Source organism: Streptacidiphilus sp. PAMC 29251, assembly GCF_054208735.2.
The window spans coordinates 8150739-8175596 of record NZ_CM135725.2 but is presented as its reverse complement, the minus strand read 5'-3'; the positions used below and the strand labels follow the sequence as shown (position 1 = coordinate 8175596).

Below are 24858 nucleotides of genomic sequence, written 5' to 3'. Positions count from 1 at the left end.
CGCCTCAATGCCTCCACAGATCGGCCTCCAGTGCGGTCCTCAACCTCAGCAGGTCCTCGAACTCCGCGAGGCGGCAGAACTGGAACAGCAGTTCCTCGGTCCTTGGCGCATCGCCTGTCCGGACCGCCAGCACGAGTGCATCGATCACTTGGGCCATGCCCGTCAGTACGGCATCGGTCGGTGGCTTCATGAAGGTGGCATACCGCTCCTCCGCTGACCGCGCAGTCCCCCACACGAGTGGAAGGGGGGCGCGAGGTCCGGGCGGTCCGGACGCCACTGATCCCCGGCAGGGCGCCGGACGGTAGGAGGGCATGGTCCGGCGGCCCCGGCACGCCGGGGCCGCCGAGAATCCAGGGAAACCGGTCGGGTGTGCTGCCTGCCGGGAGCTGGAGCGGTGCTCCTGGATCAGGCGGTGGGAACGGCCGTATAGCTGGAACGGTTCTTGTCCCCAGGGACCACCGCAACGGCGCCTTCCTTCACCAGACTCTTGAGGACGTTACGGAAGTTGGTCGCATCCGAGGGCTTCCACTGCTCCCCCATCACCGACCGGGACAGCTCCGCGGCCGACTGCGGCTGTGCGGCGGCACGGAGCGTTGCCACGATGGCCACCCGGTCCGCCCGCACCGACTTCGGCGCCGGAACGGAGGCAGAGTCCTGCTCACCCGCCGCAGGCAAGGATGCGGCCCCCCCTTCGACCTTCTTCGGCGCCGTCCTGGTCGGCACGGCCTTCTTGGCAGGTGACGCCTTGGGCGCGGTCTTCGCCTTGCGGGCCGCCGGAATACGCGCTCCCTTGCCGGATGACGTGTCCACTGTCGTGTCGGGGTCGGTCGCAGTCGCCTTAGCGTCCTGTGGCGCGGCCTTCTTTCGTGTCGCCCTGCCCTTCACCGCAGGTGCCGCGGCAGATGCGGTGGCGGCGGAATAGAAGGCCGTGCCCGACTGTGTCGACTTGTCCGCCTGTCCGGCCTGCAGGAGTGCTGCCAGGGCGCGTCGAATTCCTTGAACGGCCGAAGGCGAGGCGTCCGGGCCGCTTACCGCGGCGGCGATCTCGGCGACCTTGTGAATGCCCGGGTTGGCGTTCAGGTATTCCAGGACCTGGCTTTGTTGGGCCGCGCCCCTCTTCCTGGACGTGGGGGCGGAGGTCTGCGGCGCAGCGGTCGAAGCACTGTCGGGCAGCGCTCCCACCACGGCATGCCCTGAACCTGGGCCGCAACTTCGGGGGCACCGCGGCGGCTGCGGTCTTGCGTGAGCGGCGGGCCCGCGCGATCGTCCCGGAATTCTTGGCCCCGTCGAGCTCGGCCAATTTCGATGCCAGGAGGTGACGGCCGGCCGTCAGGACCTCCACCTTTTCCCGCTTGGCGGTGAGTTCCCGGCTCACCTCCACCACGGCCTGCTCCGCGTGGCGCAGTTCCAGGTCCAGCTCATCGAGTTGGCCTCTGAGATAGTCGCGAATCCCGGCGAGAACCGACTTGATCCTGCTGGTTTCTGTGTCTGCCATGAGTGCCGTACCCGTCATTTGAGGCCATTGTGTTCCCGTGATGGTAGACACATCCGCCGTGAAGTGTGTTGCCGTGAGCCCACATTCCGCACGGACGGGGCGCCCCGGACTGCAGTTTGTGGAGTTGCCATCACGGACTCACCGTCAATGCACCGGCCGCCCTCACCAGCATTCCACCTGTTCGGTGAGGATCCAGCAGAGCTCCTCGCAAGGCCAGCCGGTCGCGCGGCCTCGCGGGGTGCGGGGGTGCCGGGGGCGATCCACCGGAATCCGCCGCGAAGGGGTGGGGGCTGGCTGTTCTGCGTCCCTGCGGCTGGCCTCGCATCTTGGGTCTGACCTGTGTGGCCGCCGGCTCGGGACTATCTCGCCGCCCAGATCAGGTACTGGCTGCGGACGTAGCCTCGCAGGCCCTCCCCCGCCCCTCCGTGCCGGGAGCACCGCGGGCAGTTGCCCAGAGTCCTGTTGCCCGTCGTGGTGCCACAGCGCCCTGGCTGCGGCCTCGGCTTCTTCGGCCGCTGCCTTGGCGAGGTCACGGTCGGCGTCACTCAGGACAGCGATCAGCGCAGTGCGGTCCTTCACCGCTGCCCGGCGCAGCAGGTACTCGCGGTGCTCGGGCGCAGCCAGGCGGCTGGCCAGCGCGTGGGGCATCTGGTCCATCAGATGGGTGAACTCACCGCGCAGTGCTGGGGCGTGGGCGTAGGCCCGGTCAGGGGTGGGGGCCTCGCATTCCAACGTGTCGGTCATGGTCCCTCGGTCGTACTGGTGACAGTGGTGGGCATCGGGGCACGTCCGGTTGGCCACGGGTAGGTCCTGGGGTGCACCAGCGGCGTGGCAGCAAGCGGCTGCCTGGCTACTGGACGCGCCTGAGGGCTTCGGCGTGGCATGTGGTGGCGCGTTCCCTGGTGGGGTATAGGAATCGGCAGGCAAACGTCGTTGGGTGGAGGAGGGGTCAGGTGGCGATCAGCCGGTGGCTGGCGGCCGTGACGGGGGCTGATGGCGGGGACGGTGGTGCTGGCGGTGTGGTCCGCTCGGCGGCGTGAGAGCGGCGGCCAGGTGCGGGAGATCAGTCGTGAGCACCGGGCGTTGGTCAACGCGGCGGACTGGGCTCTGCGGCGGGCGCGGTTCGCGGCCGGCCGCGACCAGATGGTGCTGGTCACCGTGGACGAGGTCCTAACCAGGGCCATGGAGGACTTCGGGTTGCGGCGGGTGGCCCGCGAGCACGCGGCGGCGGTGCTGCGCGAGCGGCTGGGTCTGCTGGGGGGCTGCGCCGACATCGTCACCGACGCCGACCTCGATCCGCTTCCTTGTCCGCGTACCGCCTGCGCGAGCCACCGGCCGCTGTGGGGAGACCGCCGCAGCCCGGCCTGGTAGCGGGCCGGGCTGCGGCCTACCTCAACCCGCAGCCCGCAGTCCGCAGGCTCCGGTCCGGGGTTGGGGGGCCGGCCGGTCAGACCGTTGCATGGATCTGCCGCTGCGTGCTGCCACGGCTGATGGTGATCTTGCAGGGCTTGGCCTGTTCGGCCACCGGGATCCGCAGCGTCAGGACGCCTGACTCGTAGGCGGCGTCGATCCGCGTGGTGTCCAGTGTGTCCCCCAGGAGCAGCTGGCGGCTGAAGGCGCCGCGGGGACGCTCGGACACCAGCAGTTCGACGTCCTCGCCGACGCTGGGACGGCGCTCGGCGCGCACCGTCAGCACATTGCGCTCCACGTCCAAGTCGATCGAGTCCGGGTCCACTCCGGGCAGGTCCAGCTCGACCACGAACTCCTCACCGGCGCGGAACGCGTTCAGGGGCATCGCGGCCGGGCGGGCAGTGGTGCCCAGTACCTGCTGGGTCAACCGGCCAGCTCACGGAAGGGGTCTGAGCATCGTGTCTCATTCCTTCGCCTGTCGGGGGATGCACATCGCGACGCCATTTATGTAGCACGAGGCAGACAGATTGAGCAACCTTGGCTCAACCTCGGCCGCTGGTGTCACGACACCGTGCCGAAGGGAAGCGCTGCGTGGCGCACCACCGGCCCCGGCGGCCTCCGGCCCACCGGCCACGACAGAGGGCAGCCCATGCAAGGGGCGCAGCCGAGAGGGAGCATCGCCGCGTCCCGCTCCCCTGCCCCGCTTCCCGACTGGAACGCAACCGCGCCCCGTCGGCAGCTGCGGGCTGCCGGCGGGGCGCGGTGGGGTTCGGGGATGTCAGGCCGGGACGATGTTCTCCGCCTGCGGGCCCTTCTGGCCCTGCGTGACGTCGAAGGTCACCTTCTGGCCCTCCAGCAGCTCGCGGAAGCCCTGGGCGTTGATGTTCGAGTAGTGGGCGAAGACGTCAGCGCCGCCACCGTCCTGCTCGATGAAGCCGAAGCCCTTCTCGGCGTTGAACCACTTCACGGTGCCACTGGCCATGCTGTTTCTCCTTGACATGCGCAGCCGCCGACGCCCGCACTATGCGGCCGACGTGCCCGGCCCGCCTCGCAAGCACGCGGTCCCGGGCAGTGAACGCCCGTGAACGCGATCACGGGCGAGGACGACTCGGAACCACGACTGCTCCTGGCCACCACGCTACCGCTCCGGCGTCCCCGCCACCACAGGACACGGCCCCCAGGGTTCGCCCCCGCGACCTGCGCCTGCCGCGGTGGCCCGGTTCGCCGGTAGGCGGTGCAGGTCCCGTCACCGCCCCGGTGCACCGGCAGCGCGCTGCGGCACTCCAGGGTTCCGACGACGCCTCCTTCCGCGCACGGAGGTTGGCAGTGGGCTGGTAGGACGTCGCAGAGATTTGCCTACCCACACGGTCGCCCAGCTGGGGCCCCGGTCCGTGGACCCGCGGCCCCAGCTGGGCGACCGTCCGCGCCAGGCTGGTCACCACCCAGTGCGCAGCGTCCGGCCCGGCCTCATCTGCGCAGGTCAACCGGCCTGTTTAGGGCACCCGGCGAAGGGCAGGAGCGGCGTCAGGAGGATGATAACTATGGGTCCGGTACTTCTTGTTCTGCTGCTCGCCCTGGTCCTGGGCGGCGCAGGCTTCGCACTGCACGTTCTGTGGTGGATCGCGATTGTGGTCCTGGTTCTGTGGGCCTTGGGCTTCGTGTTCCGCGGCGCGAATTCCGGTGGCGGCAGGGGCCGTTGGTACCGCTGGTAGCCCCCTGAACGCAACCCGCTGCGCTGCCCGCCTGCCTGGTGGGCAGCGCAGCAGCCTGTCCTAGTGGGGTCGGCGTCCTCTCGGCCGACTGCAGGACTGTTGTGCATACGGGTGATTGATGCGCTTTGGGCGCGTGCGACTGGTTTCAACGGCTGGTATCGGGAAGGCGGCCGACACGACACCTTCCCCCTGCCGAGAGGAGCTGCGGCGCATGAGCCCGTCCCAGGAGTCTTTCGCTCCACGGTCCGCCAGCTGCGACCTCGACGGCCTGCACGGCTCAGTCGCGGCGGCCCGCGACTTCGCCACCACGTTCTTCACAGCCCCCGATGAGCCGCTGGCCGAGCCGGTCCTGAGAGACGCGATCCTGGTGGTCAGCGAGCTAGTCTCCAACGCCGTCCGCCATGCTCCGGGGCCGTGCACGCTCCGACTGACGCAGGACCCCGAGCAGGTGACGATCGCGGTCAGCGACGGCATCGCCACCCTGCCCATGCCCCGCAGCGCCGACCTGGCGGGGGGCACCGGGGGCTTCGGCTGGCATCTCCTGAAGGAACTGGCCCGCTACGTGCGCATCACGCTCACCCCCCACGGCAAGACCATCACCGCCGTCGTACCACGCCTGCTGCTCCTGGGGATCTGACCGCCCCCGACGATGCGGAAGAGAGCTGACGCCCGGGACGGATCCACAGGTCGGCAGGTCGGCCCCGGTGCGGCGCCTCGGTTGCCTGCTCTACGGGGAAAGGCAGTTGGGTCTCCTGCTGGTGGATGCGGGCGGGCGGCGGGGGTACGGTCACCGGCATGGACACGGATCAGCCGATCAGCGACAGCACCTGGGACTTCTGCCTGACCGGGGCCGACCAGCTCGTGCGGTGGCACGAAGAGCACCAGCCCGCGGCTGGGGTGTGGTGGGCGCAGCAGCGGTCGCTGGTGGTGGTGTTCCTTGCTGCGGCGATCCACAGCCGGGCCTCGTTGTCCGCGTTGACCGGCTCCCAGGTGGCATCGGTGGCACTCGGTGAGGCGTACGGGGCGGGCGTCCTGGGAACGGTGCGCGCCTTCGCGCTAGCAGCGGTTGAAGGTGCTCCGGCCCGGCCGGGCCTGGGAGAGCTGGAGCGCCGCGCGCTCCTGGACAGCTTCGGGACTCCTGCCTTCGCCTCGCTTCAACAGGCAGTCCAGGAGGTGCTCCACCATCATCTTGAGGCCAGCCCGATCGCTGACCCCAGCCTGGGAGACCGCAGTGCGGCGATGGCGCCCGCTGCCGCTGAGCGCCCGCAGCCCCTACCGGGCCCGGGCGAACGCTCCTGGTGAGGACACCTTCGGTGTTCACCGGCGCGGGGCGGTTGGTGGCGAGGAAGCGGGCGAAATCGACTGAGATGGACGCGTTCGGTGGGCCAGGCGTCGCCGGGGCGTGACAGGCGGCCTTCAGGTCGCCCCCTCCACCGGACGGCTCGGGTCGCGCAGAGCCAGTCGGTACCGATCCGTGCACTCCTGAGGTGACGTCATCGGAGCTTCTTGGCAACGACGGTACCCGCCTCGTCGCGGTGCGCGCCGCTGTGGCGCAGGAGTCGACCAGCGATGGGGAGCGGGGTGTGCTGGAGGAATCCGGCAGGGCGTCGGTGTCCCGGCGTCCGCTCAGGCCGTCGGAGCGCATCACCAGGGCGCCGCTGGCCAGTAGTGGGGTAGGTGAAGGTGCGAAGGCCTCGCATCTGGTGGCCGACGATGCCCGGCACGGAGGACAGCCTGGTCTTGGATGCGGTCTCGATCAGTGCGGCGGCGATGGTTCCGACGCCGCAGAACAGCACACGGTCCTGGTCGGGTTCGATGCGTGCCAAAGGAGACCGCCCTGCTGGGCTGCCGCCCCGGATGGCCGGGCCCGGTCGCGGCGCGTGGGCCCTCGGGGTTCGGCCAGGCGGTTGCTGCCGGCGGTCAGTCGTTGCCGTGGTCCAGGCGGACCGGCGGTCCAGCACGTCCTGGCAGATGTCGGTCAGGGGGCGTCCACTGCTGTAGGCGAAGGCACGCAGTCGCAGTACCGCCTGGGATGCCGGGATGCCGAGTTGGGCACCAACCATGCCGCTGGCCTGGTAGAACCGGCGGCGCGGCGGCGTCCCGCCCGGGGCCAGGTGCTCCAGCCGTGCTTGGCCGGTGTTCAGGTAGCGGGCGGTCAACGCGGCGGCGAGCATCCAGGCGTTGTCGGCCTGGTGCCTGTCCAGGGGGCCAGGGGCGCGGCGCACGGTGGTCAGGACGCCGATGCGGACGGTGCCGATCGCCAGCGGGAAGCAGAAGACCGCCTGGGCCTGCAGTGCGGTGGCCTGGGAGGTGAGTGCGGGCCACCGACCGGGATGGACGTGCGCCCAGTCGGGCACCCACTGCACCGCCCCGGTGCGGACGGTGTCGGGTCCCGGCCCCTGTCCGAGGGTGAACTGCAGATCCTCGAAGTGACGCGTGGGCCCCTCGGAACACCACAGGAGTTCGAGGTCCTCGCCATCGGTCAGCAAGGAGACCACCAGACCGTCCATCTCCAGGGCTGTGGTGAACGCCGCGGTGACGTCGGGGACCTCCTGGAACGGGTCGTGGCACTGGAGCAGGCGCAAGGCCGCGCTCATGCGGGCGCCGGTCATCGGGTACGGCCGCGCGGCCGCGACGCCCCAGCGGTGCCCTCATGGGTGGTGCCCCTGGGTCCGGCCACGGGCACCGCCCACGAAGCGGAAGGAAGCACCCGCGCGTGGTCGAAGGGCCTGCCCGCGCTCAGTCTGAAATGCATCGTCCGCTCCCCTGGGGTTCGCGCCGTACCAGTGATGGCCACGTCAGGGTCTGGGACGTTGCTCGTACTTTAGGCCACTTCCCGAACCTTTGCGCGTTGCGGCGCCGGTGTCGGGCCGAGCTTTCTGGGCACACCGGGATCAGGTCCCGGCGCTCTCATCTCGTCACCCTTTCAGGGGTCCCTCGGCATCTGCGCCCACAGGAGACGTCAGCCCGTGGGGGCGGGAGCGTCCGGGATCAGGGTGGTGTCGAATGTGCCGCTGGCGATCTCGCGGGCGAGGGGGGCGAGCTGGTGGTGGTGGGCGCGGGCGTAGTCGCGGAATCGCGTGAACGCCTGGTCGACGGTGGTGTGCCAGCGTTCCGCCAGGATGCCTTTGGCCTGTTCCAGGACGATGCGGCTGGTCAGGGCGTGCTGGAGCTGGACGCGTTCGACCTCGCTGTGGGCGGCGGTGCGTTGCTGGAGCAGGGCGATGGTCGCGATTCCGGCCAGGACCTGGGCCAGGGTGATGTCCTGGTCGCTGAGGGGGTCCGGGTCGCTCTGGAACAGGGCGAGTGTGCCGATGACCCGCCCGCGCAGCCGCAGCGGCAGGACGTTGGCGGCCACGAACCCGGTCGCGGCGGCGCGGGGGGCGAACTGCGGCCAGCGTGCGATGACCTGCGGGTCGGTGAGGTCGATGTTGGTGTGCGGGTGCCCGCTCTTGTAGCACTCCACGCAGGGGCCCTGGTCGTGCTGGGTGGCGAAGAGTTCCAGCAGCCGGGTGTGCTCGTCGGAGGCGGCCATGGTCTGCAGGACGTCGTGCTGGTCGGCCAGCAGGATGCCGACTGCCGCGACGTCGATCAGTTCCATGCATCGCACGGACAGTTGCTGGAGGAAGTCGATGAGGTCGAAGTCCTCCACCAGGGAGTCGGCGACTTCGACGAAGATCTCGGTGATGCGTTGTTCCCGGCTCATGGCGGTCAGTCCTTGTCTTCGAGGTTCGGGGGCGTGCCGTTGCCGTGGTGGTCCAGGCGCAGCCGCCGGTCCACCACGTCCTGGGAGATGTCGGTGATGGGGCGTCCGCTGCTGTAGGCGTGCGCGCGCAGCCGTAGGAGGGCCTGGGGCAGTGGCAGGGAGAGTTGGACGCTGAGCATCCCGGTCGCCTGGTGGACCACCGCGTGCTGCAAGGAGTGCGGGGAACCTGCCAGTGCGGGGGTGTCCAGGGGTGGCTCGCCGCCGTCCAGGCAGCGGGCGGTGAGCGCGGCGGCCAGGATCACCGCGTCGTCGGCCTGCTGGGTGGTCAGCGGCCCCGGGGTGCGTCGAACCGCGGTCAGGACGCCGACGCGGATCGCGCCGATGCTCATCGGGAAGCAGAACACCGCACGGGCGTCCAGGTCCGGGGCCTCCATGGCCAGGGCCGGCCAGCGGGCATGGCGGACCTGGGCCAGGTCGGGCACCCATACCATCGCACCCGTGCGGACCGCGTCGGGCCCCGGTCCCTCGCCGAGGGTCAGCTGCAGGTCCTCGAAGCGGCGCGTTGTCTTGTCCGAGCACCACAGGAGTTCGGTGGGGCCAGCCTCGGTGACCAGGGAGACCGCCAGGCCATGCACCCCCAGGGCGTCGGCGCCGGCCGTGGTGACGTCCTCGCCCTGGGACCAGTCGCCCAGCTGCAGCAGGCGCAGGACCGCGATCATGCGGTCACTGATCACCCGTCATCACCGCGCGCCCCGCGACCTGGACCGGGTGTGCCGCTGCGGTGGTCCCGGAGCTGGTCATGAGACCAGCAGCCGGTCAGGTGCCGCGAAGGGGTCGAGGACCCGGGGCGCCGGGGACGGCTCGTCGAGGAGGAACCCGGTACCGGTCAGATCCAGGAGCCGGACCAGGATCGGACGCGGGTGGTGCAGGTACAGCGAGCCCTGGGCCGCCTCCGTGCGCGCGGCGGCGCCCAGGAACATGTGCCAGGCCGCCCAGGTCGCAGAAGGCAAGGGCGGTCAGGTCGATGTCGATCGTGCGGATTCCCTCGCGCAGGCAGCCCTCGACCATCACCCCCACCGGGGCCGCGGTGTCCAGGTCGATCTCACCCGCAACAGTGATCGTCGCTCGGGTGCCTCGGTCGTGCCGGTAGAGATTCAGGTTCTGCAGAACGGGCATAACGCCTCGGTTCTTGAGACCATACGGTGCCTCGCCGGGCGGGCCGGTCCTCTCGGCCCTCTGCGCCTGCATCTCCTGTAGTCGGACGCCTGGACAGGTCAGGCGAAGGGCCGACCCGATGACCCTGACATGCCAGGGCAACAAGCTCGACCGGCCTCGCCTCGATACCTGTGCCCCTCAGGGAGAAGACGAACCATCCGCTCCCCGCAGGCACCTACACGACAATCGCGCTATCCACGTCGGGGTCCAGGACGTGCCTCGCAGCATAGTCCTCGCGTCTACCCCCGAATCCAGCCGGGTGCGGAAGGTGCGCTTCGCACGGGCCCACGCCCGCGACCCACAGCACAATAGGGACAATCACACCGGCGACGCCGACTAACAGCAGGTCGGCACCTACTGCGCAAACGGCATGCCGCACAGCTGAGCTGTGCGGGCCGGCGCCTGTCGTTCCACCAAACCAACCGCGCTTTCGACAGCCCGAGCCCCCGGGCGACGGCGCTTCACCGGGCTCGCACCGGGTAGGCGCGTACCCAGCAAGCGGAAGGCGGGGCGCTGCGGCCAGTGACGCCAAGGAGCCCCTCAGCGGCCGACCGGCACCGCCCCCCGCACGAGATCACCAGATTGAGGAGGCGACATGCGCAAGCCCACCTTCATCACCGGGCTCGCCCTGGGCTACGTACTCGGCACCCGAGCCGGACGCGAACGCTACGACCAGATCCGTAGGGCCTCGCACGCGATCACCCAGGCCCCAGCCGTGCAGTCGGCCACGCGCACCGCCACTCAAGCAGTCGGATCAACAACCCACGCCGCTGCCCACACCTTGGTCGAGAAGATCGGCCACCGCCTGCACCCCACGGCCCACGAGCGCCTGGCTCACCTACGCGACCGAACAGCGGAATACCGCACCGGCGACCCTGAGATGACCACGGTTCCCCAGTAGGGCAGCAAACACCGGACCCTGGGTGCAACCGCCCGTCGTCGCTCTCCAGGCAGGCTTGGCCGATCCGCACACACGACACTGGCCAGGCCCGGCACTCTGCGACGGTGTCACAGAACCTGATGTCAACGACCACCAGGAGTTCGAGATGGCCAGGATTCTTCGCACGGCAGCGGTCGCCACCGGCGCGGCTGTGGGCACCGCTGCGGCGGTGAGAGCAGTCAACCGGCGGATGCGCGCCACGGTCGGCGACCTTGACCAGGCGCCGCCGCTCCAGCCGGTCAAGGGGATCGACGTCCAACGCTATCTGGGCAGCTGGTTCCAGATCGCAGCCGTACCGGCCTGGTACGAGTTGCAGTGCGCCAAGGACGCGCAGGCCCAGTACACCCTGCGCTCCGACGGCACGGTCGGCGTGCAGAACAGCTGCACCACCTGGTGGGGGAGCCAGAGCCGCATCAACGGCGCGGCACAGCCCCTAGATGAGGAGAACAGCCAGCTGAACGTCTCCTTCCGGCGGGCGGACCGCCAGGGGGGCTACAAGCACGAAAGTACCGCTAACTACGTGGTCATCGGCCTTGGCCCCGAATACGACTGGGCCGTAGTCACCGACCAGTCGCGCCGCAGCGGGTTCGTCCTGTCCCGCACCCCCTTGCTGACCGACGACCAGTACGACGGCGCCAAGGAAGCGCTAGAGCGCAGCGGCTTGGACGCCGGACAGCTGCGCACCACCCGACAGACCGGTGGCTCTCAGCAGCGGGTCCCCTTCTCGGCCTATCCGTCGGGGATTTCCCTGTAGTCCGCAAGCCGATATCCGGGGCGTGACAAGTGTTCTCCAGCTTGGGCGTCAGCGCGTACGACGCTCTGAGGGAGGCTGACCCTCTCTGACAGTCTCGACTGAGACGTCCGGTTCGTCCGGGTTAGTCTGGATGGGCGAGACAGGAGATTCCCGGCATGGCTTCCAATACCACCACCTCACGCACAGCCCCCGAGCCCGACCCGGCCCCGCGGCCGAAGCGGCGCACGTTCACGGCGGAATACAAGCTGCGGATCGTCGCTGAGTACGATGCCGCCCCCAGCGGGGAGAAGGGCGCGGTCCTGCGCCGCGAGCGGTTGTACCACTCGCACATCATCGAGTGGCGGGCCGCGCGAGACGCCGGAGCGATGGCCACGCTCGCCGACCGGCGGACCTCGCCCGCACGCCCCAAGAGGCCCGCCGAAGCAGCCGAGGCCGAGCGGCTGCGCAAGAGGCTGGCCGTCGTGGAACGGGAGCTGGCGCAGAAGGACGCCGCCCTGGAGCTGCTGGGAAAAGCTTCCGCACTCTTGGAACTGCTCTCCAAGAGTGCGGGCTGAAAGCCGAGGCCGAGCAGGTCGCCGACGAGCTCTTCCAGTCGCTGGAGCGGGAGTTGAACACCACTGCGGCCTGCCGGCTGACCGGTCGCTCACGGGCCACGCACTACCGTCGGCTCAACCCGCCCCCGCCGCGCGAGCGCGCTCCGCGCCCCTCGCCGCCCTCAGCTCTGGCTCCGGCGGAGCGCGCGCGGATCCTGGCACTGATGAACAGCCCGGCCTATGCCGAACTGGCACCTGCCCAGATCTGGGCGCGCGAACTGGACGAGGGCCGCTACTACTGCTCAGTGCGCACGATGTACCGGATCCTGGAGGCCCAGGGCCAGACCGGCGAGCGCCGCCGCCAGGCCACCCACGCCGCCAAGTCCATCCCCGAACTCGTGGCCACCGCCCCCTCGCAGGTCTTCAGTTGGGACATCACCAAACTGGCCGGACCAGACAAGGGCATCTGGTACCACGCCTACGTCATCATCGACATCTTCAGCCGCTACGTCGTCGGCTACACCGTGGAGATGGCCGAATCGGCCGAGCGCGCCGAGGAGTTGATCAGCGAGACCGTCGAACGCAACGGCATCGCCCCCGAGCACCTGCACGCGGACCGCGGCACCTCGATGACCAGCAAGAAAGTCTCGCAGTTGCTCATCGATCTGGGCGTGACGCGCTCGCACTCGCGCCCCAAGGTCTCGAATGACAACCCGTACAGCGAAAGCCAGTTCAAAACCACGAAGTACATGGCCGACTACCCGGCGCGGTTCGACTCCCTGAACCACGCACGCGAGTGGTTCGACTCATTCATTGCCTATTACAACCATGAGCATCGCCATTCGGGCATCGGGCTGCACACGCCTGCGTCCGTGCACTTCGGCACCGCCGGCCAAGTCCAGGACCAGCGCGCCGTCACGCTCAACGAGGCATACGCCCGCCACCCCGAACGCTTCGCCCGCCGCCCCCGCCCGCCCAAGATCCCCGATCAGGCGTGGATCAACGACCCCGCCAAACGCAGAGAACCCGAATCAGCACAACAGAGCGCATAACCGTACGAACGTCTCATTTGACTTGACACGTTCCGTGACGACCGTACCCCCGGCATTCTTGGTGTCGGCGGTCCCGATCGTGGCCAGTGGGCGGCGGTGGACGCGTGCCGGCGTGCTGCACGAGCGAGGGTCCCGGCGCCGAGGCACCGGGACCCTGATGGGGGATACAACACCATCTACCGGCTGCGATCACCGGGTTTCAGTTACCGCACAGCCCCGAGGAGACGGGGTGCGGGGATCGCGTATGCGTGACCGAGGACCACCTTCTTCGTAGATCTGGCCTCTGCGGTGTCCGCCCGGGCAACTACCACCGGCCGGGCGATCCTGATGATGCTCCGTACCCTCCTGTTCCTCGTACCTGCCATGTTCTGTACTGCATCCTGCTGTTTACTGCCGCCTACTGACGCGCGGTAGCACCACTGCTGCCCCTACCTGCGGGGCACACGACGAAGCATGAGCTCCTGAATCCGCCCTAACTGCCCGAACTCAGTCACTTGCCACCTACCGTCACCGCGCCAACTTCGGCACCTACCACGCCGAATCATCCGGCGCGTCCTGCGGGTGTTCGTACTGCCAACTCAACTGAACTGCGGGTACCACATCCTGCTTGAACTGCGAACTACGGCACATCCAAGCGGCCCCTGATCACTGCGGGCCGCCACCTCGGCAACCGAACGCGCCGCCACCACTACCGCCTGACGACACGGACCCGCTACCGAAGCACTTCCGGTACTGCACTGCCCACCCGCCGGAACCTTCCCGGCGAGTACTTCCTGCTCGGCGCTACGAGAGAAACACTAACCACAACCAACAGCAATGTCTACTCCAGCGCCGACAGATTTACGAACATCCTGAAGGCAGGTGCGATCCACCGAGGCTGCCGGGCGGGAGCCGGATCGACGCACCGCGCCAGCACGGTGCACGGTGGCCCGGGTCCCACAGCTGCAGCTGAAGCTGCGGGACTGACCGCCCGCATCGCGGGGCCTTGAAAGTCCCCGCGGCCGGCCAGTCCCAGACCGGTGGCGATCCCTGGAGGACTGATGCGAGCCGATCCGGCCTTTGACGCCGTCGCCGTCCACCACGACGCGAGGGCCAGCATCCTGCTCTGCGGTGAGCTCGACCTGGAGGCGGTGCCGCACCTGAACATCATGATCGACCGCGTCCTGGGCGATCCGATGGTCGACCGCATCGGCATCGACGCCCTCCTGGTGACGTTCTGCGATGCCGCCAGCGCGGGCGCCCTGGTGGGGGCCTGGGCCACGGCGCACCGCTGCGGCGTGGCACAGCACCTCGTGCGGTACTCGCCCCCGCTCGCGCGGGTCATCGCCCTCACGGGGCTGACGCGGCTCCTGCTGGAGCCCTTGGACATTCGACCCCTCTGAGCTGCCGGTGGCGGGTGCTGCCAAGGAGGCCCACCGGACCGAACCGGTCCCCCGCACAGGGGGGATTCAGTGCAGTGCGGTGTGCAGCCGCACGGTGGTGCCGCTGTCGGGGGTCGAGCGGATCTGGACGAGGTCGCACAGTTGGTGGACCAGCCACATGCCGCGGCCCCCGTGCTGGTCGATGGTGGGGCGCACCCGGCCGATCAGGGGGTCCTGGATGTGGCCGGAGTCGTGGAACTCGCAGATCAGCGTGCCGTCCTGGGCCCAGGTGCGCAGGGTTCCCCGGCCGCCGCCGTACTTGTTGCTGTTGGAGGCGGCCTCGGTGGCGGCGATCAGGAGTTCCTGCAGGCGCGTGGCGTCCATGCCGTGCTCGGTGGCGCACGCGGTCACCTTGGCCCGCACGGCCGCCAGTTCCCCGGTGCGGAAGAGGAGTTCCTGCGCCGGGTCGCACGGTGCGGACAGGTCGGCAAAGGCGAAGGGTTCCTCGACGAACGCCGGGTTGGCACCGTGGCCGCCTGCGGTCAGCGCCTGCGGGTGGCAGCGTCCGGCCGCCTCCAGGACGGCGCGATCCAGTGCCGTGCTGTCGTAGGGGCACAGCAGCCACCAGGCCGGGGACTGCGCGAAGGCGAGGTTCATCAGCCGCTCGTGGTAGTGGAGCTCCTCCGTCTCGGGCGCTGTGCGCTGCTCCCAGGACGACTCGCTGATCCCGCGCACCGCGTGTCCCTCGGCGGCATGCTTGGTGATCCACTCCTGCCAGGCCGGGATCAGGCGGCCGGGATTGCGCCCCAGGGCCGCCACGTCCAGGAACGTCACGCCGCCGGTTGCCCCGCGGTCTTCCAGTTCGACGCGCAGGAGGCGTTCCCTGGCCTCGGTGACCGCCACCAGGACCGTCTCGCTCCCTGCCCGGGCGTCGTCGATGAAGGCCAGGGCGCCCTGGAGGAACTGGCCTTCGCCCCGGTAGGCGTACAGCTCGTGACGGAAGCCCGTCCCGGGGTCGGCGGCTGTGCTGGACTGAGTCACGGGGCCAGCTCCACCGGGACCTGCGCAGTGTCGAAGCCCAGCAGCGTCCAGCAACGCCGCACCGTGGGGTTCGCGCCCTCCAGCACGATCCTGCGTCCGGGCAGCGCGCGGGCGCAGTGCGCCAGCGCTTCCATGGCGGCGGCGTCCATCAGCTGCAGGTCATGGCACCGCAGCCGCACCGTCGCCGAGCGGGCCATCAGGTGGCTCACGGCTGTGCGGAAGGCTGCGGCTCCGTCGGTGTCGACCACTCCGCTCACGCTCCAGCAGTCCGTTCCCACACTGAACATCCGAAAGTCGGGCATCGGTGACCGTCTGCCCGCCTGGTGGGGATGTACACCGAGGGCCACCTCCAGTGTCGCCTGGGAGAAGCTCGCACGGTGGTAGGCGCAGACCACCAGGGTCCCGGTGTCGGCGACCAGCGCGTCCAGGTCCAGTTCGTAACGGGCCACGCTCCGGGGGCTGGCCCCGGTGGGCCATATGCGGTCCGCGTGCGCCAGGACCCGCAGGGCCCGGAACCCCTCGCGGCCGGCCGCGTCCGCCTCCCGGCGCACCGCCGCCAGCACCGCCTGGGTGCCCCATCCGGCGCGGGTGCCGCGCTCGGTCTCCGGGTCCAGGTACAGGCCCTGCGCCGTGCCGCGGTCCAGCCACCGGGTCTCGGCCGAGCCGAGGACCAGGACCTTGTCGCCGAACAGGGCGCCGTCGGCCAGGAACCCGCGCGCGAGGGACATGAAGTCCTCGCCCTGATCGACCAGCCAGCACACATGGTCGCCCGTATCGACCAGGTCCAGGGTCGGCAGCTCCCGCGTGCCCCTCACCCAAGCCTCCTCGCTCGACCTCCCGGCACCCTACCCTCTTCACGCGGCGCCACAGCTGCGCCCGCGGAGCGTGCACGGCAGGTTCGGCGCGCTACGAACCCTCGCGTAGTCGCTGGTTCAGGCGCAGGGCTTCTTCGAGCTGGTCCTCCAGGATCACGATCTTGCAGGCGGCCTCCACCGAGGTGCCGTGCGAGACCAGGTCCCGAGCGCGGCTGGCGACACGCAGCTGGTAGCGCGAGTAGCGGCGGTGGCCGCCGCCTGAGCGCAGCGGGGTGATCAGGCCGATTTCGCCGATCGCGCGCAGGAAGCCGGGGGTGGCGCCGATCATCTCGGCCGCGCGGCCCATGGTGTAGGCGGGGTAGTCGTCGTCGTCGAGCCTGTCGAGCGTGGGGCGGGTTTTGAGTATCACTGCACCTCGAATCTGTCGGGGGCACGCGTCGGGGCCCGGGCTTTGAACCGCGCCTGGGCCCCGACGGACTGCGCACACATCATCAGCCGGTGCCCAGGGCACCGGGTCGACCTCTCCACACCCGGCAAGGGTGCGGGCTCCGCAGCTGCGCGACCGGGGATCCTCGGCCCTTCAGCTGACGCACGGCTCCCGCCCGACCCACGGTCGGCGGGCGATCCCGAATGCTGTGCCTGTACAACTTCCCTTTTCACGGCCCTGCGACCGCACGACCCGGCAGCCAGCCCTGGGACCACCGATACCTGCAACCGGCCCTCAGCACTCCACTGCCGTTCCACACATTCGCTCGCATGGCAGTTCCGTGTCTGCCACACCCTGCTGACTTACTCGGCTACAGGAAGAAGCTAACTCCCCTGAGCACCTGATGTCTAGTCGGGCCACGATAGATTTTCTGACCGTGTCGCGCACCGACCGACGCCGGGGCCCCGGGGCCGACAACGGCGCACTTACGAAGCGGTCACAGGTACCTCACGTATGTCCCGCGGTGACCTCCTTCCGCCACGGCTGGGTCCGCCGGCTCAGGTGCGTCCGCTAGCCTGCCCGTAGGCAGGAGCCGCGGCTTGTTCCCGGACCCTTCACGCCGGACGCGCTGCGAGTGCTCCACCGACCCAGGGAATGAGCACGGGACATGAGCGGCGAGCAGCTGGACCGTGCACCGGCCGACGACTACGACGTGGACGGGGTAGTTCAGCAGGCGCTGGACCGTCTGAGCGTGCTGGCCAACGCCAACGAGGCACTGGCCAGCACCCTCGAGGTGGAGACCGCGCTGCGGCGGCTGGCGCGCATCCTGGTGCCCTCCCTGGCCGACTGGTGCGCGATCGACCTGGCCGACGAGCAGGGTCGGCTGCACCGCAGCGTGGTCGCGCACCGCGATCCCGACGGCCCCCCCTTGAGCGCCTTCGAGGAGGCGCTGCCCCCCTTCACTGACGGCTCCCCCGCGATGGTGGCCCAGGCCCTGCGCTCCCACACCCCTGTCCTCAGCAACGACTTCCCCCGCCCGGACCCGGGCGGGGATCCGTTGGCGCTGATAGAGCAGGAGCTGTTCACCCGGCTGGGGGCCACCAGCGCGGTCGTGTGCGCGCTGCGCTCGCGCGGACAGGCGCTGGGGGTGATCAGCCTGGTACGCGTCAAGCACGGCGTTGCCCTGGAGGTGGAGGACCTGCCGCTGGTGCAGGACCTGGCCCACCGGATCGCACTGGCGGTCGACAACGCCGCCCTGCACGCCCAGGTCCAACAGACCGCCGAGCGGTTGCAACGCTCCCTGCTGCCCACCCTGCTCACCACCGGCGCCCTGGAACTGGCCGCCCGCTACCAGCCCGCGCGGGCCGGCGCGGAGGTCGGCGGGGACTGGTACGACGCCTTCATGCTGCCCGAGGGCGCCACCGCGCTGATCATCGGCGACGTGGCCGGACACGACCTGAACGCGGCGGTACGCATGAGCCAGGCACGGAACATGCTTCGCGGCATCGCCTGCGACCGCAAGGAACCCCCCGGCAAGATCCTGGCCCGACTCGACGCCGCCAACGACATCCTGTACCGCGGGCAGACCATGACCTGCATCTACGCCCTGGTAGAGAAGACCTCCGCCGACCAGTGGTGGAAACTGCACTACGCGGTCGCCGGCCACCTCCCACCCCTGCTGATCACCGCCGAGGGCGAGACCAGGTTCCTGGAGGAGGGCCGCAGCCTCCTGCTCGGGGTGGACCCCTCCCGCGCCCGCCCCGACGCCTTCACCCCCCTGCCGCCGCACAGCGTCGTCCTGCTGTACACCGACGGCCTGATCGAACGCCGCGGCGAGGACCTGGACCGCGGCCTGGCCCGACTGCGCCGACACGCCGCACCCCTGGCCCGCGCACCCCTGGACGACCTCTGCGAGGAACTCCTACGCGCCCTGGCCCCCGACAGCACCGACGACGTCGCCCTGATCGCCGTCCGCACACCCGCCCCCGACCAGGGACCAGCCACCGCCCTGGCCGAATGACCAGACCCACGCGGGCAACGCAGAGATGGATCAACGCCCGGCGCGGGCACAGCCTCTCGATCCGGAGCCCGAGTGCAGATCAGGAGTGTGCCTTGGCTATCGCGGCGGTGAGCACCGTGGCGAAGGCACACCAGGCGGCGCAGCGCAGCAGCGCAGCGCCGAACGGTCTTCGGCGAGGGGCGTAATATCTTCCTACGCTTCGAGGTGCTGAACTGCGCCGCGCGGGGTACAAGCCGTCGCGCGGGCGCAGGTGCGCCCGTTCGCAACCTGTTGCCGTGTCTCGTCCGAGAGGGGATCTTCCGATGCCGTCCAGCCTGCAGGCCACCGTGCGAGCGACCCGCACCGCGCCGTACGCCCCCGCGGTCACCGAGCCCGCAGCAGGACGCCGAGGAGCAGAGCTGTTCCCCGAGCTGGACCTGACGGACCCGCGCAACAACAGCGGCGCCGACGCGCGGGCCATGTCGAAGGTCCTGTTCGCGCGGCTGGCGGAGCTGGAGGAGGGGACGCACGAGTACCAGTACGTGCGCAACACCTTGATCGAGCTGAACCTGACCCTGGTGAAGTTCGCGGCCCGGCGGTTCAAGACCCGCAGCGAGCCGATGGAGGACATCGTCCAGGTCGGCAACATCGGCCTGATCAAGGCCATCGACCGGTTCGACCTCGACCAGGAGGTCGAGTTCCCCACCTTCGCCATGCCCACCATCATCGGCGAGATCAAGCGCTTCTTCCGCGACACCAGCTGGGCCGTCCACGTCCCGCGCCGCCTGCAGGAACTGCGCCTGGCCCTGGCCAAGGCCATCGACGACCTCACTTTCCGCATCGGCCGGCCGCCGACCAACGCCGAACTCGCCGCCCACCTGGAGATCAGCGAGGACGAGGTCCGCGAAGGACTGGTGGCAGCCAACGGCTACTCCGTCAGCTCCATCGACGCCGGCGCCCCCGGCGGCGAGGACGGCGACGAAGGATCCGCGTTCACCGCCCGCCTGGGCGAGGTCGACCCCGGCATGGACCTGGTCGTCGACCTGGAATCCCTCAAGCCGCTCATGGCGCAGCTGGGCGAGCGGGACAGGGCCATCCTGTCCATGCGCTTCGGCGCCGAGATGACCCAGTCCGAAATCGGCGACGTCCTGGGCGTCTCGCAGATGCAGGTCTCGCGTCTGCTCTCGCGCACCCTGGGCAAGCTGCGCGACCAGCTCCTGGTCCAGGACTGAACTTTCTTCTCGGCCTTCCCGGCACCCCGCCCCCACTGGGGCGGCGCTCGCAGTTGCACGGAATGCCCCAGGGTTTCCGGGACTGTCTGGCTCCGGGTGTGAAGGATGTGCGTGTTGTGGCCGGTGTGAACGCAAGTCCTCCGGGCCGGGTAGCGCGACACCGGGGGTAGGGCCGGTCGGGTGCAGCCGCACAGGCTGTCCGCTGCTGGAGACGTGCCGGTGGCCCCTCGCTCTGGCGAGGGGCCACCGGTGGGTACGGACCGATCAGGCGGACGGTCAGTCCTTGAGGGCGTCCTTGGCCTTCTCGACGGCCTGCTTGGCGTCGCCCTTGGCCTGGTCTGCCTTGCCCTCGGCGGTCAGGCGCTCGTTGCCCACCGCCCTGCCGGCCGTCTCCTTGGCCTTGCCCTTGACCTTGTCGGCGGTGTTGCCGGCCTTGTCCTCGGTGCTCATGCGCTGCTCCTCCCGCTCGTCGGTCACCTCGTCGAGGAACGCGTACCCAGGCGACCCAAGCGCACACAGGCCGATCGCAGGAAATTGCCGACGTGTCGATGAGACGCACGAAGCCAAAGGCGCGTCCCCGTGTTCCGGCCATAGTGAGGCGAGGTCCCGCCCGGCGGGGCACATCGGGGGGAATGCCCACCTTGCATGCCCCCTAACGCGTAAATAGGCCCAGCTCAGGCGGGTTTCGGGCGCGCTGACGGGTCCGGTGGCCAGCGCAGGCAGCCGGTGCGGGTGGCGTGGTCGTTTAGGCGGCGTTGTCGATCGGGTTGAGGGTGACGGTGAAGCCGAGTTGGTTCAGTTGGGTGATCGCGCGTCGGGTGGCACGTTCGGGGTCGCGCTGGACGAAGTAGGCGCCGCCCAGGTCGTGGTAGGGACTGTTGGTGGTGAGCATGTGCCAGATCGCGGTGATGATCGAGTGTTCGACGGCGACCAAGGCCTTCATGACGCCGCGGCGGGAGGTGAGGCGCCGGTAGCGGGCCTGCAGGTAGGAGTCGTTGGTTCGGGCGGCTCCCATCGCGGCGATACCCAGGGTCCCCTTGAGGTAGGGGTTGCCGGGTCTGACCTTGGCGCTCTTGGATCGGCCGGCGGACTCGTGGTGGCCGGGGCAGACCCCGGCCCAGGAGGCCAGGTGTTTGGCGCTGGGGAAGCGGCTCATGTCGCCTCCGGTCTCGGCGACGACGACTTCGGCGACGGCTCGGCTGATTCCCGGGACGGTTTCCAGGAGGTCGAGCACGGGGCGAAAGGGGGCCATCGCCTCCTGGATCCGGGTGGTCAGCTTCTCCAGCATGGCGGTGAGCTGGTCGTACTGGTCCAGGTAGAGCTGGACCAGGAAGGAGTGGTGCTCGCGGAAGCGACCGGTCAGCGCCTCGGTGAGAGCGGGGATCTTGCTGCGCATCCGGCGCTTGGCCAGGTCCGCCAGCTGCCCGGGGTCGTGCTCACCGGCGATCAGGGCTTCGAGCATGGCCCGTCCGGAGACGCCCATGATGTCGGCGGCCACCGAGGAGAGTTTGATGCCGGTGTCCTCCAGTAGTTTCTCCAGCCGCTGGACGACTTTGCTTCGTTCGCGGGTGGCGTGGGTGCGGGCGCGGGTGAGGTCACGCAGTTCCCGGACGGGTTCGTCCGGCACGAACGAGGCCCGCAGCAGCCCGTGGGCGCCGAGTTGCGCCAGCCAGGCGGCATCGGAGACGTCGGTCTTGCGGCCGGGCAGGTTCTTGGCCTGGCGGGCGTTGACCAGGATCACGTTCAAGCCCTCGGACAGCAGGTAGAGGAACGGTTTCCAGTAGTCCGATGTCGCCTCGATCACCACCAGCGTCACCTGTGCTTCGATCAGGTGTTCACGCAGGTCCAGGATCGCGTTGGTGGTCGAGGCCCAGGTCCTTGTCTCGGAGGTGAAGGTCCCGCGCCGGCGCGTGTTGGGCGTGCGCACGCAGACCTTGGCGTCCTTCTTGCTGATGTCCAGACCCGCGCAGCGTTCGTGGAGGACGTCCACGGCTCGCTCCTGTCACTCGGTGGAGGGCAACGCGTACACCGTTCCGGGAGGACCAGGGTGGATCAAGAATCTAACGCGCGTGCTCGCGGCAACACTCCACGGTTCCCGTGGACGGTCCTCAGCACCATGCTGACCTACGGGCTCGACGGCACCAAAGAGGCGATCGGTTTCGGCCGGAACGGCAATCGCATGGTCCCGAACCCCTACAGGTCACCACCAGCGCTCACCGAAGCCCCACTGGCGCGCACCAACCCATTTACCCGCCCCCCGGCGTGCGGCGAAGCCGCACTGAGTTGCTGACCTGCAAGGCAAGAAGGGTTGAGTGGAAGCTTGTCAACTATTTGGTCGGGTGCTATAAATCTGCCGCTGCCATGTGCATCCCTCTACCGGACAAGGAGTGATCCACGATGCTCATGCGTACCGACCCCTTCCGCGAGCTCGACCGGCTGACCCAGCAGGTGCTGGGCACCACCGCGCGACCGGCCGCGATCCGATGGACGCCTACCGCGACGCGGAGACCTTCGTTGTCGAGCTCGACCTTCCGGGGGTGGCCCCGGAGTCGATCGACCTTGGGGTGGAGCGCAACGTACTGACGGTGCGCGCCGAGCGCCGGCCCAGCGTCGGCGAGGACGCCGAGCTGCTGCTCTCCGACCGCCCGCGCGGCGCGTTCAGCCGCCAGCTGTTCCTGGGCGAGACGCTGGACACCGAGCGCATCGACGCCGCCTACGACGCGGGCGTCCTGACGCTGCGTATTCCCGTCGCCGAGCAGGCCAAGCCACGCAAGATCTCCATCAGCGGCGGCAGTACCCCGCGCCAGATCAACGCCGGCCCGTAACCCGCCCGCATGGATAACCCAGCCGCAAGCACGGGTCATCGTGACCTCCCGGGGCTGTGTGGCGTCCTGCCCGAGTCGCACAGCCCCGCTCGCCCCGCCCTTCCCTGAACATTAGCGTCGTGGGCTCCGCTACGCGGTTCCCCCCGCCTCGCCTCTGGAGCAGGCCATGCCGTTGATCAACCTTCCGCTGCTCGACCGCCTCGTCGCCGAACTGGACGCGTTGCAGGACCGTCCGGACACAGCCTCCCGGCGCGAGGATCTTCACTACACCCTGTGCGCGTCCACTGGAGTACGAGAGCCCGAACAGGCCCTGGCCCGGGCGCGCTGCCTGCTGACCTCCCACCGCGAGCGCTCCCTGGCAACCGCCGCCTGAGAGGAGCCCACCCACAAGCAGGGCCCTCTCAGCGCGCGGGGCCGCCCTCGGCAGGGCGCTGGGCGCCGCTGGCCGTAGCGATGATCCGGTCAACGCCGCCCATGGACAGCAGGCGCTTGAACGGTTCGGTGGGGCCCAGGCCGACGGGGAGGTCGTCGTACTCGCGCAGAATGTCCGGCAGTTGCTGCTGCTCGACCACGGCCCGGGGCACCGGTCGACCGTTGTCGATGCTCCGCATGACGGTCGCGTGGCCGTGCAGGACGGCCAGGTCGTCGGCGTCGGCGCGGGTGAATCGGCGAAGCGTCATGCGCTCGGTTTCCAAGTAGGTTTCCACAGTGGCGATTCGAGCAGGTGGCCACACTTGCCCGGGTTCGACAGTTGGGCGTGCCGACTAGGGCACTGAAACCCGCTCTGACCTGCGGGGACGACGAGAAGCCTAGCGACAGGGCGTGTCACTAGGCTTCGACGTTTCCCCAGGTCAGCGGCTTACGATGCGGCCTGGGCCGGTCGAACCGCTGCACACGTGGCCACGGTTCGCGAGTCTGATTGGGCAACAACTGGACGAGCCAGGCCCGCTGGCAATCGGCCGCCGTTGGCACCGCTCTGACCTGCGGTTCTAGCAGCGCCTAGTGACACGGGCATTTTGGCTATTCTGCGCATCATCCCTGTTCAGGCAGGGATTCATGTCACCAGGCGGGGGCTCACCTGTTGAACCCAGGACTTGCGGCAACTGCCTTTCCACCCACCTGCGGAACGCCGGGGACCATCAGTCCGATGTGACTTCCTCGCGCTCGACCAGGACACCGTTCTCGAACTTGGCGCCGGTATGGACCCGGGCGACGAGGTGGGCGCCGGTGATCGCGCGCCATCGGTCCTGCTGCGGCGGCATCAGCCCATGAACAGGGCGAACGCGGCACCGATCAGAGCCAGGCACAGCCCCGTCAGGACCAGGGCGATCGGGGCGGTCACCAGCACCCACAACAGCAGCTGCCCAGCGCGCATCGCAATCGCGCGTGCCGTGTCTGGCGCCTCCGATGCCGGGCGGGCGAGGTTCTCATCGGGCACAGGATCGCACGACCCTGTGGCGTGCGATGTGGGACCGAGCGGACGCTGCAGGTCGGTGGTAGTGGACACAATGCTCCCGGTGGGTTCGAAGCGCCTTGCCCCGGGCAAGACGCGCGAAGGTCAGCGGCCGGTCCCCAGCGCCCGGCTCGCGACGCTGTCGATCTCTGTAGGACCGCTCCTGCGCCTACCCTGAACGGTGCCGCACAAGCCGCCAGAAACGACGAGGAAGCCGGGCCTCGTATGGTGGACGCCCGTGCGGGTAGGGAAGCCGCGGACGTGACCGACTCGGAGGTGGCTGCGTGAAACCCCAGGACTGGCTGCTCGCTGTTGGCGAGCGCGGCAACCCGGCCACTGCGCTGGATCGGCGTCGCGCCGATGGGCTGGCCTGGTCGACGGGCAACGACGTGACACCGCTCGTGCACGGCGAGGCTTACTTCGCCGAGCTCCTCGCAGCCATCCGCGCCCAGCAGACAGGGGACCTGCTCCTGTTCACCGACTGGCGTGGTGACCCCGATGAAGAGCTGGACGGTCCCGGCAGCGCGATCGGCGAGGTGCTGTGCGACGCCGCCCGCCGAGGGGTGATCGTCAAGGGGCTGGTCTGGCGCTCGCACCTGGACCAGTTGCAGTTCAGCGAGCGCGAGAACCGCCACCTGGGTGAGGAGATCGAGGCGGCCGGCGGCGAGTGCCTGCTCGACATGCGGGTGCGCCCCGGCGGCTCGCACCACCAGAAGTTCGTCGTCCTGCGCCACCCCGGTCGTCCCGAACGCGACGTGGCCTTCGTCGGCGGCATCGACCTGTGCCACAGCCGCCGCGACACCGCCGACCACCACGGCGACCCCAACCCGCTGCCCCTATCAGCCCCCTATGGTCCCCGGCCCCGTGGCACGACATCCAGCTAGCGGT

The 24858-nt window shown here is 69.5% G+C and carries 28 protein-coding genes and 2 pseudogenes; 15 read left to right on the top strand and 15 right to left on the bottom strand.

Annotation, left to right across the window (positions count from 1 at the left end):
- Nucleotides 1–4 precede the first annotated feature (4 nt).
- Both ACXKR8_RS38780 and ACXKR8_RS38775 read right to left on the bottom strand, forming a co-directional pair.
- The gene (locus tag ACXKR8_RS38780; RefSeq protein ID WP_458269207.1) at nt 5–190 is read right to left on the bottom strand and encodes a hypothetical protein; all 186 of its coding nucleotides are present in this window, start codon (nt 188–190) and stop codon (nt 5–7) included.
- Nucleotides 191–405: 215 nt separating this feature from the next.
- Nucleotides 406–1182 carry a hypothetical protein gene (locus tag ACXKR8_RS38775; protein WP_458269206.1) on the bottom strand — a complete coding sequence of 259 codons (777 nt, stop codon included), beginning with the start codon at nt 1180–1182 and terminating at the stop codon, nt 406–408.
- Between the two features lie 1306 nt (nt 1183–2488).
- On the opposite strand from ACXKR8_RS38775, the gene ACXKR8_RS38770 reads away from it, so the two are divergent.
- Entirely contained in the window at nt 2489–2866 is a 378-nt protein-coding gene (locus tag ACXKR8_RS38770) for a hypothetical protein (protein ID WP_458269205.1), read from the top strand.
- A 76-nt stretch (nt 2867–2942) separates the two neighbouring features.
- On the opposite strand, the pseudogene ACXKR8_RS38765 reads toward ACXKR8_RS38770, so the two are convergent.
- A pseudogene (locus tag ACXKR8_RS38765) lies at nt 2943–3409 on the bottom strand (Hsp20/alpha crystallin family protein).
- Nucleotides 3410–3683: 274 nt separating this feature from the next.
- Complete coding sequence (locus ACXKR8_RS38760; RefSeq protein ID WP_380505530.1) at nt 3684–3887, bottom strand: cold-shock protein; 204 nt, start codon at nt 3885–3887, stop codon at nt 3684–3686.
- 559 nt (nt 3888–4446) lie between these two features.
- Between ACXKR8_RS38760 and ACXKR8_RS38755 the strand changes: the two genes are divergently transcribed.
- The 3 genes from ACXKR8_RS38755 to ACXKR8_RS38745 all read left to right on the top strand — a co-directional run bounded on the left by ACXKR8_RS38755 (nt 4447) and on the right by ACXKR8_RS38745 (nt 5919).
- A complete protein-coding gene (locus ACXKR8_RS38755) occupies nt 4447–4617 on the top strand; it encodes a hydrophobic protein (RefSeq protein ID WP_458269204.1) in 171 nt (56 codons plus the stop codon).
- 211 nt (nt 4618–4828) lie between these two features.
- The gene (locus ACXKR8_RS38750) at nt 4829–5254 is read left to right on the top strand and encodes an ATP-binding protein (protein WP_458269203.1); all 426 of its coding nucleotides are present in this window, start codon (nt 4829–4831) and stop codon (nt 5252–5254) included.
- Nucleotides 5255–5412: 158 nt separating this feature from the next.
- Entirely contained in the window at nt 5413–5919 is a 507-nt protein-coding gene (locus ACXKR8_RS38745; RefSeq protein WP_458269202.1) for a hypothetical protein, read from the top strand.
- A 191-nt stretch (nt 5920–6110) separates the two neighbouring features.
- Here ACXKR8_RS38745 and ACXKR8_RS38740 read toward each other — a convergent pair whose 3' ends face one another.
- From ACXKR8_RS38740 to ACXKR8_RS38725, 4 genes are all read right to left on the bottom strand, one after another.
- Nucleotides 6111–7214: a hypothetical protein gene (locus ACXKR8_RS38740; protein WP_458269201.1), complete on the bottom strand. Its 1104-nt coding sequence runs from the start codon at nt 7212–7214 to the stop codon at nt 6111–6113.
- Between the two features lie 365 nt (nt 7215–7579).
- Nucleotides 7580–8323, bottom strand: a complete 744-nt coding sequence (locus ACXKR8_RS38735) for a GAF and ANTAR domain-containing protein (protein ID WP_458269200.1) — start codon at nt 8321–8323, stop codon at nt 7580–7582.
- Between the two features lie 5 nt (nt 8324–8328).
- Nucleotides 8329–9057: an ANTAR domain-containing protein gene (locus ACXKR8_RS38730; protein WP_458269199.1), complete on the bottom strand. Its 729-nt coding sequence runs from the start codon at nt 9055–9057 to the stop codon at nt 8329–8331.
- A 63-nt stretch (nt 9058–9120) separates the two neighbouring features.
- On the bottom strand, nt 9121–9333 hold the full coding sequence (locus ACXKR8_RS38725) for a hypothetical protein (RefSeq protein WP_458269198.1): 213 nt from the start codon (nt 9331–9333) through the stop codon (nt 9121–9123).
- Between the two features lie 800 nt (nt 9334–10133).
- Between ACXKR8_RS38725 and ACXKR8_RS38720 the strand changes: the two genes are divergently transcribed.
- From ACXKR8_RS38720 to ACXKR8_RS38700, 5 genes are all read left to right on the top strand, one after another.
- Nucleotides 10134–10439: a YtxH domain-containing protein gene (locus ACXKR8_RS38720; protein WP_458269197.1), complete on the top strand. Its 306-nt coding sequence runs from the start codon at nt 10134–10136 to the stop codon at nt 10437–10439.
- Between the two features lie 145 nt (nt 10440–10584).
- Entirely contained in the window at nt 10585–11232 is a 648-nt protein-coding gene (locus tag ACXKR8_RS38715) for a lipocalin family protein (RefSeq protein ID WP_458269196.1), read from the top strand.
- 155 nt (nt 11233–11387) lie between these two features.
- Complete coding sequence (locus tag ACXKR8_RS38710; protein WP_458266979.1) at nt 11388–11786, top strand: transposase; 399 nt, start codon at nt 11388–11390, stop codon at nt 11784–11786.
- Nucleotides 11783–12817, top strand: coding sequence for an IS3 family transposase (locus ACXKR8_RS38705; protein ID WP_458274906.1), 1035 nt, complete (start codon nt 11783–11785; stop codon nt 12815–12817). The genes ACXKR8_RS38710 and ACXKR8_RS38705 overlap by 4 nt, the downstream gene beginning before the upstream one ends.
- A gap of 1040 nt (nt 12818–13857) precedes the next feature.
- Nucleotides 13858–14199 (top strand): STAS domain-containing protein, encoded by a 342-nt coding sequence (locus ACXKR8_RS38700; protein WP_458269195.1) that lies wholly within the window; start codon nt 13858–13860, stop codon nt 14197–14199.
- Between the two features lie 66 nt (nt 14200–14265).
- Here ACXKR8_RS38700 and ACXKR8_RS38695 read toward each other — a convergent pair whose 3' ends face one another.
- From ACXKR8_RS38695 to ACXKR8_RS38685, 3 genes are all read right to left on the bottom strand, one after another.
- Nucleotides 14266–15219, bottom strand: coding sequence for an anti-sigma factor RsbA family regulatory protein (locus ACXKR8_RS38695; protein ID WP_458269194.1), 954 nt, complete (start codon nt 15217–15219; stop codon nt 14266–14268).
- Nucleotides 15216–16034: an MEDS domain-containing protein gene (locus ACXKR8_RS38690; protein WP_458269193.1), complete on the bottom strand. Its 819-nt coding sequence runs from the start codon at nt 16032–16034 to the stop codon at nt 15216–15218. Before ACXKR8_RS38690 ends, ACXKR8_RS38695 begins: the two co-directional genes overlap by 4 nt.
- 91 nt (nt 16035–16125) lie before the next feature.
- On the bottom strand, nt 16126–16443 hold the full coding sequence (locus tag ACXKR8_RS38685) for a MerR family transcriptional regulator (RefSeq protein WP_458269192.1): 318 nt from the start codon (nt 16441–16443) through the stop codon (nt 16126–16128).
- Between the two features lie 685 nt (nt 16444–17128).
- Here ACXKR8_RS38685 and ACXKR8_RS38680 point away from each other — a divergent pair.
- A complete protein-coding gene (locus ACXKR8_RS38680; protein ID WP_458269191.1) occupies nt 17129–18481 on the top strand; it encodes a PP2C family protein-serine/threonine phosphatase in 1353 nt (450 codons plus the stop codon).
- A gap of 302 nt (nt 18482–18783) precedes the next feature.
- Nucleotides 18784–19692, top strand: a complete 909-nt coding sequence (locus ACXKR8_RS38675) for an RNA polymerase sigma factor SigF (RefSeq protein WP_458269190.1) — start codon at nt 18784–18786, stop codon at nt 19690–19692.
- A gap of 276 nt (nt 19693–19968) precedes the next feature.
- Here the strand turns inward: ACXKR8_RS38675 and ACXKR8_RS38670 are convergent, their stop codons facing one another.
- Together ACXKR8_RS38670 and ACXKR8_RS38665 are read right to left on the bottom strand one after the other, a co-directional pair.
- Nucleotides 19969–20142, bottom strand: coding sequence for a CsbD family protein (locus ACXKR8_RS38670; RefSeq protein WP_458269189.1), 174 nt, complete (start codon nt 20140–20142; stop codon nt 19969–19971).
- Between the two features lie 295 nt (nt 20143–20437).
- Nucleotides 20438–21682 (bottom strand): IS110 family RNA-guided transposase, encoded by a 1245-nt coding sequence (locus ACXKR8_RS38665; protein WP_458269188.1) that lies wholly within the window; start codon nt 21680–21682, stop codon nt 20438–20440.
- 126 nt (nt 21683–21808) lie between these two features.
- On the opposite strand from ACXKR8_RS38665, the gene ACXKR8_RS38660 reads away from it, so the two are divergent.
- From ACXKR8_RS38660 to ACXKR8_RS38650, 3 genes and pseudogenes are all read left to right on the top strand, one after another.
- The gene (locus tag ACXKR8_RS38660) at nt 21809–21982 is read left to right on the top strand and encodes a hypothetical protein (RefSeq protein WP_458269187.1); all 174 of its coding nucleotides are present in this window, start codon (nt 21809–21811) and stop codon (nt 21980–21982) included.
- Nucleotides 21983–22089: 107 nt separating this feature from the next.
- Nucleotides 22090–22517 (top strand): annotated as a pseudogene (locus ACXKR8_RS38655) (Hsp20/alpha crystallin family protein).
- 166 nt (nt 22518–22683) lie between these two features.
- Nucleotides 22684–22890, top strand: a complete 207-nt coding sequence (locus tag ACXKR8_RS38650) for a DUF5133 domain-containing protein (protein ID WP_458269186.1) — start codon at nt 22684–22686, stop codon at nt 22888–22890.
- 28 nt (nt 22891–22918) lie between these two features.
- Here ACXKR8_RS38650 and ACXKR8_RS38645 read toward each other — a convergent pair whose 3' ends face one another.
- The gene (locus ACXKR8_RS38645) at nt 22919–23197 is read right to left on the bottom strand and encodes a hypothetical protein (protein WP_458269185.1); all 279 of its coding nucleotides are present in this window, start codon (nt 23195–23197) and stop codon (nt 22919–22921) included.
- A 459-nt stretch (nt 23198–23656) separates the two neighbouring features.
- Nucleotides 23657–23779 carry a hypothetical protein gene (locus ACXKR8_RS38640; protein ID WP_458275295.1) on the bottom strand — a complete coding sequence of 41 codons (123 nt, stop codon included), beginning with the start codon at nt 23777–23779 and terminating at the stop codon, nt 23657–23659.
- Between the two features lie 475 nt (nt 23780–24254).
- Between ACXKR8_RS38640 and ACXKR8_RS38635 the strand changes: the two genes are divergently transcribed.
- On the top strand, nt 24255–24854 hold the full coding sequence (locus tag ACXKR8_RS38635) for a phospholipase D-like domain-containing protein (RefSeq protein ID WP_462100014.1): 600 nt from the start codon (nt 24255–24257) through the stop codon (nt 24852–24854).
- Nucleotides 24855–24858: the final 4 nt, after the last annotated feature.